Origin of the sequence: Bacteroides congonensis (assembly GCF_900130125.1) — a bacterium.
GTDB classification, from domain to species: Bacteria; Bacteroidota; Bacteroidia; order Bacteroidales; family Bacteroidaceae; genus Bacteroides; species Bacteroides congonensis.
On record NZ_FQXY01000010.1, the window covers coordinates 721,490 to 736,633 of the forward strand.

Consider the following 15,144-nt stretch of genomic DNA (forward strand, 5'->3'; position numbering starts at 1 on the left):
TTGAGATAGGAGAATAAGGAATCAGAATTTAGGGGCAGAAATATATCATAATGTCACAATATAAAAGAAAATCTTTTGATTTTAACAAAGAAAACAAATCTTAATCAATCAATAAAAAGATAAAGAAGTATCAGAATGACTTTTTTATCTTTTTAGAGAAATAAACAAAGAATTATGGAATGCATGGAATCCCCCAGCCTTTCACGGAGAAACTTATAGCTGCGGGTCTTTTGGGTTTTGACGGTATTGATACTTATCTCCAGACGTTCCGCTATCTCTTCCCACGTATGCCCCTCGATTCTCATTAAGATAATCCGGCGTTGTTCGGCAGGAAGTTCTTCAATATGACAATACAGTTGGCGGATAATTTCTTCTTTTACCGTCAATGCATAAATCATATCTTCATCTTCTACACCTTCTTCTTCGGCTAAAGAACTCAATATGGTATCATGAATTTGATTATTGCGTATATATAATAAGGTGTTATTATAGCAGGCGCGATAGAGATAATTGGTAAGTTCTTTCATATCGGAAAAGGTTCGCTTGCCCTCCCATACAGAAATAAAGACTTCCTGCACCAAATCTTCCACCGCATCGGGAACCGGCAATATCTTGGAAACATAAACACATAAAGCAGCATAAAAACGATCGTAGAAATCGCCCCACATCTTTTCATCCTTCCGGTTTACTCCCGCTACTATGGTGTCAATTTTATCGTTCATACTGTCACATTACCTGCGAAAAAAGAAAACAGAATTCATAAAAATCACCGTAACTACTTACTTTTGCGATATTTACGAATGCAAATATATTGTTTTTTTCAGAAACGCAGACCTTGCCGGCTTACAAAATAGAAAATAAAAAAAGCTCTCTCACATACATAGAGTTTTTTCACTTTTCTCTTTCACCTATCACCGGACATCTTGAAACAGTTTATTCATGGTACTTTCAGATATGGTGATAGGTTGTCGGCAACCTATCACCTCATCTATCACCTATCACCGCTATTTTATCGCTCTGATTTCTTATTATTTCTCCTCAATCTTACCGGAAACCTCATTCCGACACGACTACGAGCTGTTATTTTCTTGATTGTCATACACAGCTTCTTCAACCAACATTTATAACAACAGGTTTGCTCCAATGCAAATTCTACTGCCAAATCCCGCATTTGGTCATTCTGCTCCAGCCACATCCTACGTAATGCGTCCCGCTGCGTTTTTGCTTCTCTATACATTTCTATTTCCTTGTCGCGTGCACTTAAGAGATAGGCATACGTTACACAAGCCTCGGATTTGCTGATACCAAATCGTTCCAGCATCCCAACATATGCCAGAGTATTCCCTTGCTCCTTGACTTTCAGGAATGCACGAAGGCATTCATCGTTTACTACAACCGTATTATATTCCTTGAGATAGGCAGTTATCACTTTCATGTCCGCCCAAAGTTGGATATACTCTTCATCAAGGTTGTGTCTTTTAGCCGCTTCTTTTATGCTAATCCATTCCGACATAGTGTTCGTTTTTTATGTGTTATACAATTAAAAAGAGTGAAAGCTCTTTTCTTAATATATTAGCACAACGGGCATCTGCACTTTCTATAATCCGGTGGGTGGGGATTAATCAGGGATATACAAGGGCGCGAAACAAACCGTCCGGACACAAGAAAGGCGCAGATGCTGTTGCACCATTATCCATTCTAGAGGCTAGCAATACCCTTGTGCCAGATAATGATAACAACAGACACCCACGCCAATCGTTTATATATAACACATCTTTCACGGATATGTTGATATACGGCAATTCACGCGGAGTATCTGTTGTATCATCTCTTGACACATAAAAGTTTGCTAATTTCTAGAACAAGAGACAATACGTTATTTACTCCATAAAGGAAATAAAAAACACTTTCCGCCAGTTTCATCACGCCGATGGGCCGAAAGTGCGTGACAAAGATAGATGTTTTTTTTGAACTATGTCGGAAATACGGAAATAAATATAAGAAGTTTTGTATCAACAATGAGTCAGACAAGGCGGATGCAAATAAAGATATTGTTAAGGTATAACATGAATATAAGGCTTACAAGCATTAAACAAAGTAAATACTTCCTTTCTTCTGAAACGAAAAACATACATTCTTATGCTGATATGTCGTTACTTTGTCGTATCTTTAGTGCTTATTTGAGGAAAGCCGACTAGAGTTGTCCAGTTAGCTGACTATAGTTGACTGAACAGCCGATTCCAGTTGTCCAAGTAGCCGATTACAGTCGTCTCATGATGAAGTTAAACATTTTTATTAATAAGAAGTAATGGCTATTGTATTTGATTGGTATGAAAATCCTAATGCATCTTCGGAAGAAGAAGAGACAGCGTTGCATCCGCGTATCTTTATGAATGGTAAGGTGGATACGGATATGCTTTGTTATAAGATTCATGATTACAGTTCGTTGACTGTGGGTGATGTAAAGAATGTGCTTGACAACCTGTCGAAGATTCTCGGCGAGTCGTTGCGTGAGGGGAAAGAAGTGCATATCGAGGGAATCGGTTATTTTTTCCCCACTTTGGCGGCTACGGGGAAAGTGACCCGCAGTACTCCGCACAAAACCAACAAGGTGACTTTTAAAACAGTCCGTTTCCGTCCTGACACTAATCTGAAAGGACATTTTGTTGGCGTTCGTGCCAGTCAGTCCAAGTACGTCCGCCATTCGGAGAAGATTTCGGAAGTGGAGATTGACATCTTGTTGAAAGAATATTTTGCCGGACATCAGATGATGACCCGTCGTGACTTTCAAGAGATATGCGGCTTGGCTCGTACTACCGCCAAAACACATTTGGTTCGTTTGCGTGGAGAAGGAAAGCTGGTGAATATCGGCTTGCGCACTCAACCGATGTATGTGCCTGCTCCCGGTTATTATGGGGTGTCGAGAGATGCGGAGCATCCCACACGATGAAGGGTGTGAAGGACGTGAAAGAGATGTTTTCACTCAACGAATCACGTAAAATGACTGATAGATTGAGAATTATCTCAATGTGAAGGGAATGAACAACCAATCGAATAAAAACTAAGAGAACCGATTGATTTACGAAGAATTAGTGCTATTTTTGCAAATAACAATCAATTGACGGATATGAATTTTGAGACGTTAAGTTTTACAACCTTTTGTGTAGGCAGCCTTGCAGAAGCATTGAAAATGAGTGCAGGGAAAACATATGAATTACTGCGTACTTCCGGAATACTGACAGATTATCTGATTCCGGGATATGACGTTCTTCATACATTCAATAAAGAATACATCGTTGAGGATCTTATCCAATACATGAAAGAGAAAGGAGTATTAGCATGAAACTATATCATGCATCTTCATTTTATCAGTGTCAAGGAAATAACAACAAGAGGAACTGACCATGCAAGCCGATAAAATCATACTGCAAATGAAATATGCCCGAATAGTCCGGTTGTTTGCCGACTTTCTCCACTTGCCATATGAAGACGCACTCGGATTCTTCTATGATTCGGATACTTATCGTCTGGTAAGTGAAGGAATAGGTGACATGCACTGCTTAAGCGATGAATATCTAGCAGACGAACTATTGATGGAATGGAAAGCAAAAGAGGGTAATGACTCAAATCATTAACACGCATCATTATTAAGGTATGTTGATGAGTATGAAATTATCTGTTCACCGAGTTATCGATATCTACTATTAATAATTATCAAAATGTTCCTAGAAAGCTTTTTTTTCGTTTCTTTGCAAAACCAAAAGCAGTAAGTAATGCACAGATTTCAAGAGAAACAAAAATATTACGACGAAAAAGACAAGCTCATATTGGAACTGTTTCGCACCAATCCTCAAAGTGCGTTCAAATTGATGTTTGATACGTATTATATGCCTCTTTGTCTTTATGCCGTGCAATTGACAGACTCTTTCAGCATGGCTGAAGACATCGTGCAGGACTTCTTTATCTCTTTTTGGGAGAAAAAAACATATCAGAATATTGCTGTCAAGCTACGCAGTTACCTGTTTTATGCCATACGGAACAACTCTTACTTATCATTAAGGAAGAACAACCTCGTCTCGATGGAAGAACTTTTTGATACGGAAATAGATATCACCGAATCTATCACCGACGAAGAAGAACTGAGAGAAAAAGAGAGGAAAATCATGGAAGAACTGGAAAAGCTGCCCAAACAGGAACTCTCTGCCGTGCAAGCGGTGATTCTCGAAAACAAAAAGTACAAAGAAGCGGCAGAAGAACTGAATATATCCGTGAATACCCTGAAAACCCATCTGTCACGTGCATTGAAGCGCTTGCGCAAAGATAACAACCTAATACTTTTATGGCTATAAAATAATTAATTTTATATTTTTCGTTTCTTATGTCACCCATTTTGCAACTTTTATACTCCTTATTATAAAGGATTGATAAAATGAGCAAAGAAATGAAAACCCCTCGCACGCAGTTCAATAACTTGAATGAACACAAGAAGGCGGCAAAGACATGGTTTGAACATCATAGAATCAGACGCTGCCTTGACTTCATCGAACAGTATGACGCTGCACAAGCATGGAAACGCCTTCAGAAAAAGAAAAGCCGGAGACAAATACGTCGCGTGACATATACATCTGTTGCTGTCGCGGCATCTTTCCTGCTCATTTTCACACTGGCTTACACTTCCTTATCTCATAATTTCCCTCATAAGGAAACAGAACTTTCCGCCGCAACGGATTCTTTTCCGGAAATGGGCAGTAAAAAAGCCACTTTAACCCTGGATGACGGGAAAGAAATAGATTTAGGTACAAAAGAAGGAAATATAGAGAGTACGGAAGGTACAATTGCCGTCAGCAAGCCCAATGAGGCGCTTGTTTATCAAGACACGAAAAAGGAGACGCCCAAGACTCTCAAATACAATACGCTGACCGTTCCCCGTGGTGGCGAGTACCTGCTTGTTCTGGCAGACGGGACAAAAGTGTGGCTAAATTCTGAAAGCAGCCTGCACTATCCGGTCAGTTTCGTGGACAAACGTGAAGTTGCTTTGACAGGTGAAGCCTATTTTGAAGTTGCCAAAGATAACAAGCGTCCTTTCATAGTCAGCATGGCCGGCAACAAAGTAGAAGTACTGGGCACCAAGTTCAATGTCTCAGCATATCCGGAAAATAGAATATACACGACACTGGCGGAAGGAAAAGTAAAGATATATAACCATGAACGCTCGGTCACCTTGCTCCCGAACCAACAAGCGGCAATGCACGGAACAGGAGATATCAAAGTAGAAAATGTGGATGCAAGACTCTTTACATCGTGGTCGCAGGGAATGTATGAGTTCCGCAAAACAGAACTCGGCGACATCGCCGCACAACTTTCACGTTGGTACAACGTAGACATATGCTTCAATGATGAAAAGCTAAAGCACAAGCGTTTTGCCGGAGTCATATTCCGCAATAACGAACTCAGTTTTGCCATCGAAGTAATCGAGAAAGTGTCAAACGTGAAATTCATCAGGGAAAACAATAAGATATATATAACAAATAGCGGAAAGGGTGGAGCCTTCCCGCTATAACACAACAATCAAAATCCTGTGAAACAGGAAATTTCAATCATTTAATCAAAACAAAGTTATGGGAAAAAAAGTTTTAAACGAAATTTTTCTTCGTAAGAATTTAATGATTAGATGTTTTATAACTTTTATGCTCTTCTCTTTAACAGTTGGCACACAAGCGTTTGCCCAGGCTGACAAGAAGATAAGCATAAATGTTCAAAACACTCTGGTCAGGGTAGTGTTAGACCAATTGCAAAGGGAGACAAATTTGCATTTTGTGTACGAAGAAACGACCATTCATCCGGGACAGACAGTGACGTTGAGTTATCAAAACGCTTCGTTATCCGAAGTCCTTCAGGATTTCTGCAAACAGACTTCGCTGCGTTACGAGATTAAAAGGAACCTTATTCTCCTTTATCCTGAAAAGGAAACGGCACTCAGCGACAAGAAACACGCTCCTATAAACATTTCGGGCACTGTTACAGATGAAAACGGAGACGGACTGGTAGGTGTAAGCGTCTTTGTCCCCAGAAGCAATAACGGCACAATCACGGACGCAAACGGACACTTTTCAATCAAAGCCACACCGGGCGAGGTACTGACATTCACCTTTGTAGGCATGGCTGACCAGATGATCAAGGTCACTCCTGCCACCAAAGCCGTAAACGTAAAATTATTACCTGCCACTTCCGCGTTGAGCGAAGTGGTTGTGACCGGTTACCAGACTCTTTCCAAAGAGAGGGTGACAGGAGCATTCGGGCTTATTTCTTCCAGCAAACTGGAAACCAAGTTACAGCCCGACTTGAAATCTTTACTGGAAGGACAGGCTGCCGGCATCGTGATAGACAAGAAAGGAAACATTGAAATCCGGGGTGTCTCCACTTTCAACGCCGAGAAAACCCCGTTGCTCGTAGTCGACGGCTATCCTATCGAAGGAAAACTGGAAGATCTGAACCCTGACAATATTGAAAACATCACAGTACTCAAGGATGGTGTGGCGGCTTCCATCTACGGCTCGCGGGCAGCCAACGGGGTTATCGTCATCACGACGAAGCGCGGCCGGAAAGGAAAAGCGGTAGTCTCCTACAAAGGTTCGTTCAACGTTACGCTGAAACCTGATTTAAGCAAACTGAACAGGGCATCTTCTTCGGATTATATTGATGCCGAGATTGACTTGTTCAACCAGTCTCCGGATAGTTACGACCCGTTGGATGAAGGAAACATGAGCAGAGTCAGCTATCTGCTGATGCAGGCACATAACAATAAGATAACACAGGACGAAGCCATGGCGGAAATAAACCAGCTCCGCGGGGTGGACGGTTTGAAACAGATTGAGAAGTATATGTTCCGCAACCAGCTAAGCCATCAGCACAATGTCTCCATTTCCGGTGGCGGAGACAACTATATGTACAACGTAGCAGCCAATTATAATTACAAGAGGGGCAGTTTCATCAATACCGATGAGGACAGGCTGATACTGGATTTCAACAACCAATGGAAACCTTATAAATTCCTGACCATAGACTTGGGGGCAAACATCTTGTACAACCGTACCAATGAGCCGAACACGACCTATTCAAGTCTGACCGGATACAGCAGCGGCTCCGCCTTACAGCCTTATACCGCCATTGTAGACGAAAACGGGAATCCGTGTAACGTATGGGGAATCAGCCAGTATAAAGTGAAAACTTACCAGAATACGCCCGGCATGAAAGACTGGTCATATAATCCGATTGAGGATGTTTACAAAGACGCGATAAATACCGCGAACTTCAGCACGAGAATCAGCGGCAAGCTGCGTCTGGACATCATGCAGGGACTGAATATCGAAGTCGGCGGGGTATGGCAAAGGGGCAATTATCAATACAAGCAATTGCGTCAGGCCGATTCTTATGCCGTTCGCATCGCCTACAACGACGCGACTTCCAAGACAAATACCGTAAACCATTATCTGCCCGACGGTGCCATTATCAATGAAAAAAGAAATGTAAGCGAAGACTGGACGGTACGTACCCAAATCAATTACAACCGTTCATTCCTGAATGACAAACACCGCGTCACACTCCTTGCGGGCAATGAAGTACGCCGTTCCACATACGATTATAACACCATGGCAACCCGCGCGGGATACAATGAAGTGGCCGGTTCCTTTATTCCGATGAATTTAAAGGATTTTGTCGGGAATGTGAACTATTCGGACATGCTGTTCGGCTCTCCGTGGAGTCCGCCGCTCTATGACACGTTCACAAACGGAGAATATACCTACCGTGACAACCGTTTCGTTTCCTGGTATGGCAACGGCTCCTATGAGTACAATAACAAGTTTATCGTAAGCGGCAGCATTCGTATGGATTTGACCAATTTCTTCGGTACAGACCCTAAATACCGCCATAAACCGCTTTGGTCTGTCGGCGGAACCTATAAGCTTGCCAATGAGGAATTCTTCAATGTGCCGTGGATCAACAGGCTGAATATCCGCGCGTCTTATGGTATAAACGGTAATATCGCCTTGGATGAAGGCCCGTTCTTAATCCTGGAAGCAGGGGATTACAACCAGACGACCGGTGGCGTATCCTACAAGGTAGCCTCTCCGCCCAACAACCAGTTAAGATGGGAAAAGACCAAAACGACCAACATCGGGCTGGATTTCTCTTTCTTCAACAGCCGGTTGAACTTCAGCTTTGATTACTACACCAAGAACAGTTCCGATCTGTTGGCAAAAGACGCGATAGACCCGACTACCGGCTTTGCTTCTCTGACCAAGAACGTGGGCAGGATTGTCAATAACGGTATAGAAATAACGGTGGACGCTGATGCTATTGCCACGCGCAATTTCAAATGGAATATCAATTACAATTTCGCATACAATCATAACAAGGTGAAGGAGTATAATGTAACACGCAGTTATGCAAGTAGTTACACGCCAAGCACAGGCTCGGTAACTGTTGCCGGATACCCTGCCAATTCTATCTGGGGATATAAATTCGCAGGCTTGAACGAAGAAGGAGCCACCATGATTTATAACTCAAAAGGAGAAAAAATACTGATTGGTGACGCCGAGATAGACGATGTCTATTGTCAGGGAAGCTTACGTCCCAAATTCGATATGTCCATGACTCACAGATTCAGTTACAGGAACTGGGATTTATCGTTTATGTTGATTGCCAAATTAGGTCACAAATATCGCAAAGATTGCTTCAGCGGTTCCAACTATTCCAACCGCCATGTAGGCGAAAGATGGCAAAAGCCGGGAGACGAGGCAACGGCAATCTATCCGGTACTGAAAAGCTGGAATATGGATTTGTTTGATTTCCCATATCTGGATATATTAGTCGGAAATGCCAGTTATATGAAATTACGGGATGTCACGCTGGCTTACACGTTTGACCGTTCGCTCATCAGCAAGATTCATCTGAATAACGCAAGAGTCTATTTCCAGATGCGCAATCTGTTCAGGATTACAGCCAAAGGCGTTGACATAGACCCCGAAATCGCGGAAGTGAACGAAACCGGATACTCCGGCCCCACTTACGACCAGGGATACACTTCATTGCCTTTACGCCCTGAGTTTTATATCGGTTTGTCATTCTCATTTTAATTGAATAGATCATGAAACTAAAATACTTATTTTTGATATCCATCGCCTTTACATCTTGCAGTGATTTTCTGGATGTGAAGCCCATCGGCAAGTTAATACCGACAGAGATAGAGGAATTTGAGAATTTGTTAAATAATGAAAGTACCATCAAGTACCATTTCATGGATAACAACAATACCTCTTTTTATTCTATGTTGGCGGACAATTTATCCATAAGCGAGAATCAGGATAAATATAAATATATCAGCTCGTATGTCAATAAGGATGTATATGCAGCCTATACTTTCAATGTGCCTTATGAGAGTCCCATCAAGCCGCAATATACGTGGGAATGGGGAATCTACCGGGCAGTCGGATTATTCAACAATGTCATCGAGGGCATTGAAGGGCTGGACGGTGCCGCCGGAACAGAAAACGGCAAAGCGGTTATCGCGCAGGCCAAAGCCGGACGCGCATGGTCTTACATGGTAGGCGGACTGGGCTATGGCCCGATGTATAACCCTGACGGGGACAACAGCACCAAAACAATTCCTTACCGCACTTCGGGCGACCCTACTGTGCCCAATCCCGACCTGGCTACCACAGCGGAACTGATGCAGCTTGTAAAGAAAGATTTGGATGACGCGCTGGACGCTCCCGAAAATGTAGTAAATCCCTGCCGTGCCAACAAGGCGGCCGTGCATGCTTTGCGGGCAGAATATTTCATGTATATGAGAGACTGGCCCAATATGCTGAAAGAAGCGTCGGAAGCATGGAGCCGTTCTCTTGCACTGAAAGGAAGTGTCGATAATATGATTTATGATTTCAACCAATGTTATTATGAGGATGACCCCAATGCCGAGCCGGCAGAAGGAACGGACAAAGAACTGTCACTCGACTTACTCGGACAAGACCTGCTGTTCAACCAAAGTATACACAGGGAAAATCTTTTTTACAGAACAGCACCTGCAGGATGTGCCACCACCAATGGCCAATCCACTTATTACCCGTCGGATGATTTCCTTGCCCTATTCGACCCGGATACCGACAGGCGTTACCAGTTATTTGCCTTGAGAATATTAGGATATTCGACGACCGTAGGCGGCATAAAATATGAGGACGGCATAAAAAGGACTTATTGCCGCAGTTCCAAAATGCTGACCAATCAAGGCATCACATATCCTCAGCTTCTTTTAATGAAAGCAGAAGCGGAAGCCCGCACTTCCGACAAGACAAATGCATTGAAAGACCTGAACCTGTTGCGCAAGTACCGTTATTCCGGTGATAATACCGACTTGCCGAACGGCAGTTCATTAAATGAAGATGAATTACTTTATGAAATACTAAAAGAACGCCGTCGGGAGTTGCCTATTTCATCTTATCAGCGTACCTTTGACATCAAACGTTTTGTATATGATACGGGAAAGCCCTGGTGTCAGACTACAATCACACATAAGATAGGAAGCAAGACTTATTCGGCTCCGGTGAATAATGAGTATTACACGCTGCCGAAATCGAACTCTATCATTGAAAAGAATCCGCAATGGGGATTGGAAGTCGATAACCGTCCATATGACCCGCTCGGAAAGAAATGAACAGATAACTTGAACATACAATAAAACTTTAATATTCGAATTATGAACAGAATCAGTATCACGACATGCGCATTATGCATGTCACTCGCAGCATCCGCACAAGTAAACTATACCATCAAAGGTAGCGCTACCGGTATGGATGGGCAGACAGTCTATCTCAATGACGCAGAAAGCGGTGAAGCCGCCGCAATGGATAGCGTAATTATCAGTAACAATACCTTTACATTCAAAGGAACACAACCAAAAGCTTGTTTTGCCACCGTATCAGCGGGCAGAGCCAGAACGACTTTAATCCTTGAAGACGGGACTATCAATGTCTCTCTGGATAAATCTTCGGGAAAAGCGACAGGAACGCCTTCAAATGACATTCTTGAGGCTTGCAATGAGAAGATTAATGCATTCAACAATGAATACAAAGCATTAAGGAAACAGGCTTCCGAATTAAAAGAAGAGGATAAGGACAAAATGCTCGAACTGGAAAAGAGTTGGGAAGATGTAAGTAACAGGCAGACGGCAGTAGTAAAAGAATGTATCAACCAAAACCTGAACAATATTGTCGGAGCACAGTTACTCCGCCGCTTTGAAAGCAGCCTGTCAAGCGAAGAGGTTACAAAAATTCTTGCAGCCGCCTCTCCTGTCATGAAGGAAAACGGATATACTCAGGCTGTTATCAAGCATCAGACTGCCATGAAACGCGCAGAAGTGGGACAGAAATATACAGATGTCAAATTGAAAGATGTGAACGGCAAAGAGGTTGCCTTATCCGACTACATAGGAAAAGGGAAATATGTATTGATTGACTTTTGGGCTTCATGGTGCGGTCCTTGTCGCGGGGAAATGCCACATGTAAAAGCAGCTTACGAAAAGTTCGCTTCCAAAGGTTTTGAAGTTGTCGGCATCTCTTTGGACAGCAAGAAAGAAGCATGGTTGAAGGGAATAAAAGATCTGGGTATCACATGGCCGCAAATGTCCGACTTAAAAGGCTGGAAGTGTGAAGGCGCTGCCGTTTATGGCATAAGAGCCATTCCTGCCACCCTGTTAGTAGACCCGAATGGAATGATTATAGGGAAAAGCCTCAGAGGTGAGGAAATTGAAAAGAAACTGAGCGAAGTCTTGAAATAACAAGGAGTGTCTTCATCATTGAATGAAAGAACCATCATTGCATGGAAAAGTCCCGGAAGTTTTTTCGGGACTCTTTCTTTTAGAAAAGCCCCTTGCTCAAAAAAAGAGAACCCGTGCATCTCCTGACATGGCACAAAAAAAGAGCGAATCATTCCGCCCCACCTTTAAAGAATCCCCCTAATGGGATTCTTCTTTCTTTCATCTTTCATTTACTCATTACCTGAAAACTACTTTTTTCCTAATACCTAATCAAAACAATCTTTTTCCTAAAAACTAATCTTTAAATCTAATACCTTAATTTTATAAACTAATACCTTTCGTATATTACCTTTTTCCTAATACCTAAAAATCTTAGTAGTTTCACAACTACGCTGCAAAGTTAGAGCTGTTTCGGAAAATGACAAGAGCTATAATCTAAAAAATCAAATTTTGGCCTGTTTTTTTGATTTATGTCAAGACAAAGAGTGAATTTAACACTTTTCGTTCTAGTTTTATCCGTATTCCGACCGATTTTGAAGTAGCAAAAAGAAAGCATAAGCGAGTATCTTTGGACAGAAAATAGACATTTTGAAAAGGAATCGAAGCATCTAAAACACGGTTGAGCCGTCAATATCGAACAAACTGTATATTTCTAAGCCCAAATTACGGCGTTTTTTTCAACGAAGCCGGGCAGCTCCCCGAATTTTCGGAAGCAAAAAGAGCATGGAGATATATTTCTCGCAACTTTTCCGTAACTTTGCACCGTTTGATAATAAATAAGATAGAATGGATTTTAAGTACGATGTAATTGTAATTGGTGCCGGACATGCTGGTTGCGAAGCGGCAGCCGCTGCTGCAAATTTAGGTTCGAAGACTTGTCTCATTACGATGGACATGAACAAGATCGGGCAGATGAGCTGCAACCCTGCCGTAGGTGGAATTGCCAAAGGACAAATAGTACGTGAAATAGATGCGTTGGGCGGACAGATGGGATTGGTAACAGACGAGACAGCTATCCAGTTCCGGATACTGAACCGTTCGAAAGGCCCCGCCATGTGGAGTCCCCGTGCCCAATGCGACCGTGCCAAGTTTATCTGGTCGTGGCGGGAGAAACTGGAGAATACGCCCAACCTTCATATCTGGCAAGATACCGTATGCGAACTTCTTGTTGAAAACGGTGCAGTGACCGGAGTGGTCACTGTGTGGGGTGTTACTCTTACAGCAAAATGCATCGTACTCACCGCAGGAACTTTCCTCAACGGGCTGATGCACGTAGGACGCCACCAGTTACCGGGCGGAAGAATGGCCGAACCGGCTTCTTACAAATTAACCGAATCCATCGCCCGCCACGGCATCACTTACGGAAGGATGAAAACCGGAACCCCGGTACGAATCGACGCGCGCAGCGTTCATTTCGACCTGATGGAAACACAGGACGGTGAATGTGACTTTCATAAGTTCTCTTTTATGAATACGAGCGTACGCCACCTGAAGCAACTACAATGCTGGACTTGCTATACCAATGAAGAGGTACATCAGATTCTACGTGACGGACTGCCGGATTCTCCCCTATTCAACGGACAGATTCAAAGCATCGGGCCACGTTATTGCCCGAGCATTGAAACGAAGATTGTAACTTTCCCCGATAAGACACAGCATCAATTGTTCCTCGAACCGGAAGGAGAAACCACACAAGAGTTGTATCTTAACGGATTCTCTTCTTCGCTTCCGATGGACATACAAATTGCCGCATTAAAGAAAGTTCCCGCTTTCAGTGATTTGGTGATTTATCGTCCGGGGTATGCTATCGAATACGATTATTTCGACCCGACGCAGTTAAAGCATACGTTGGAATCGAAGATTATCGGCAACCTGTTCTTTGCCGGACAAGTAAACGGTACTACCGGATACGAGGAAGCAGGTGGACAAGGATTAGTAGCCGGAATCAATGCGCACATCAATTGCCACGGCGGAGAGCCTTTCACACTGGCACGCGATGAAGCATATATCGGCGTATTGATCGACGATTTAGTAACTAAAGGTGTGGACGAGCCTTACCGGATGTTTACTTCACGTGCAGAATATCGTATCCTGCTCCGCATGGATGACGCTGATATGCGCCTGACCGAACGGGCTTACAAACTCGGACTGGCAACGGAAGAACGTTATCAATTAATGAAGAGCAAGAAAGAGGCGGTAGACCAGATTGTATCTTTCGCGCACAACTACTCGATGAAACCGGCATTAATTAACGACGCACTCGAAAAGATAGGAACAACTCCCCTACGCCAGGGATGCAAACTGATAGAAATACTGAACCGTCCGCAGGTGACAATCGGAAACATAGCGGAATACGTTCCGGCATTTCAGCGGGAACTGGATAAAGCAACCAGTGCTAATCAAGACCGTAAAGAAGAGATTCTCGAAGCTGCCGAAATCCTGATCAAATATCAAGGATATATTGACAGGGAACGAATGATAGCGGAAAAACTGGCGAGACTGGAAAGCATTAAAATCAAAGGCAAATTTGATTATGCTTCCATTCAATCATTATCGACGGAAGCCCGTCAGAAACTAATAAAGATAGATCCGGAAACGATTGCCCAGGCAAGCAGGATTCCGGGAGTATCACCAAGCGACATCAACGTATTACTGGTACTTTCCGGACGATAAACGGCAACGTTTCACGTGAAACAAAGCATTTAAAGAAACGATATAATTCAATGATTATGAGCAAAGAAACGCTAATTAAAAGCATTCGGGAAATACCGGATTTCCCAATTCCCGGAATCCTGTTTTATGATGTTACCACCTTATTCAAAGACCCATGGTGTCTACAAGAATTATCGAACGTTATGTTTGAGATGTATAAGGAGAAAGGCATCACTAAAGTAGTAGGCATAGAATCGAGAGGTTTCATCATGGGGCCTATCCTGGCTACCCGCTTGAACGCAGGATTCATCCCTATCCGCAAGCCCGGCAAACTTCCCGCCGAAACGCTTGAAGAAAGCTACGACAAGGAATACGGGCAAGACACCGTGCAGATCCACAAAGATGCGTTGGATGAAAACGACGTAGTGCTGCTGCACGATGACTTACTGGCAACAGGCGGAACAATGAAAGCAGCCTGTGCACTGGTGAAAAAGCTAAAACCAAAGAAGGTATATGTAAACTTCATCATCGAACTGAAAGACCTGAATGGGAAATCTGTATTCGGAGATGACGTAGAAGTAGAATCCGTATTGTCTTTATAAAGGATTTGATTATATTTGCAGGGCGTAGTTGAACTACGCCCTTTTCATTTTAGCAGTTTCTCATTTAATAGTTTCTCA

12 protein-coding genes are annotated in these 15,144 nt (G+C 43.0%); 10 read left to right on the forward strand and 2 right to left on the reverse strand.

All coding sequences use genetic code 11. The annotated features are described in order from the left end of the window. Nucleotides 1–152 precede the first annotated feature (152 nt). Together BQ7997_RS14190 and BQ7997_RS14195 are read right to left on the reverse strand one after the other, a co-directional pair. Nucleotides 153–722 carry an RNA polymerase sigma-70 factor gene (locus BQ7997_RS14190; RefSeq protein ID WP_073346973.1) on the reverse strand — a complete coding sequence of 190 codons (570 nt, stop codon included), beginning with the start codon at nucleotides 720–722 and terminating at the stop codon, nucleotides 153–155. A gap of 287 nt (nucleotides 723–1,009) precedes the next feature. Then, a complete protein-coding gene (locus tag BQ7997_RS14195; RefSeq protein WP_073346974.1) occupies nucleotides 1,010–1,513 on the reverse strand; it encodes a hypothetical protein in 504 nt (167 codons plus the stop codon). 795 nt (nucleotides 1,514–2,308) lie between these two features. Here BQ7997_RS14195 and BQ7997_RS14205 point away from each other — a divergent pair. The 10 genes from BQ7997_RS14205 (at nucleotide 2,309) to BQ7997_RS14250 (ending at nucleotide 15,066) form a co-directional block, all read left to right on the forward strand. Next, nucleotides 2,309–2,950, forward strand: a complete 642-nt coding sequence (locus BQ7997_RS14205) for an HU family DNA-binding protein (protein ID WP_073346975.1) — start codon at nucleotides 2,309–2,311, stop codon at nucleotides 2,948–2,950. Between the two features lie 177 nt (nucleotides 2,951–3,127). Further along, nucleotides 3,128–3,343, forward strand: coding sequence for a DUF3791 domain-containing protein (locus tag BQ7997_RS14210; RefSeq protein ID WP_073347436.1), 216 nt, complete (start codon nucleotides 3,128–3,130; stop codon nucleotides 3,341–3,343). Nucleotides 3,344–3,431: 88 nt separating this feature from the next. Continuing rightward, nucleotides 3,432–3,635 carry a DUF3791 domain-containing protein gene (locus BQ7997_RS14215; RefSeq protein ID WP_229088124.1) on the forward strand — a complete coding sequence of 68 codons (204 nt, stop codon included), beginning with the start codon at nucleotides 3,432–3,434 and terminating at the stop codon, nucleotides 3,633–3,635. 138 nt (nucleotides 3,636–3,773) lie between these two features. Next, nucleotides 3,774–4,349, forward strand: coding sequence for an RNA polymerase sigma factor (locus BQ7997_RS14220; protein ID WP_022138046.1), 576 nt, complete (start codon nucleotides 3,774–3,776; stop codon nucleotides 4,347–4,349). Between the two features lie 80 nt (nucleotides 4,350–4,429). Further along, complete coding sequence (locus BQ7997_RS14225) at nucleotides 4,430–5,560, forward strand: FecR family protein (RefSeq protein WP_235817297.1); 1,131 nt, start codon at nucleotides 4,430–4,432, stop codon at nucleotides 5,558–5,560. A gap of 127 nt (nucleotides 5,561–5,687) precedes the next feature. Further along, nucleotides 5,688–9,137, forward strand: coding sequence for a SusC/RagA family TonB-linked outer membrane protein (locus BQ7997_RS14230; RefSeq protein WP_073346976.1), 3,450 nt, complete (start codon nucleotides 5,688–5,690; stop codon nucleotides 9,135–9,137). 11 nt (nucleotides 9,138–9,148) lie between these two features. Next, nucleotides 9,149–10,711: a RagB/SusD family nutrient uptake outer membrane protein gene (locus BQ7997_RS14235; protein ID WP_022138043.1), complete on the forward strand. Its 1,563-nt coding sequence runs from the start codon at nucleotides 9,149–9,151 to the stop codon at nucleotides 10,709–10,711. A gap of 42 nt (nucleotides 10,712–10,753) precedes the next feature. Next, nucleotides 10,754–11,833 carry a TlpA disulfide reductase family protein gene (locus BQ7997_RS14240; RefSeq protein WP_073346977.1) on the forward strand — a complete coding sequence of 360 codons (1,080 nt, stop codon included), beginning with the start codon at nucleotides 10,754–10,756 and terminating at the stop codon, nucleotides 11,831–11,833. A gap of 765 nt (nucleotides 11,834–12,598) precedes the next feature. Further along, nucleotides 12,599–14,485: a tRNA uridine-5-carboxymethylaminomethyl(34) synthesis enzyme MnmG gene (gene mnmG / locus BQ7997_RS14245; RefSeq protein WP_073346978.1), complete on the forward strand. Its 1,887-nt coding sequence runs from the start codon at nucleotides 12,599–12,601 to the stop codon at nucleotides 14,483–14,485. A 50-nt stretch (nucleotides 14,486–14,535) separates the two neighbouring features. After that, on the forward strand, nucleotides 14,536–15,066 hold the full coding sequence (locus tag BQ7997_RS14250; RefSeq protein ID WP_097677808.1) for an adenine phosphoribosyltransferase: 531 nt from the start codon (nucleotides 14,536–14,538) through the stop codon (nucleotides 15,064–15,066). Nucleotides 15,067–15,144 lie beyond the last annotated feature (78 nt).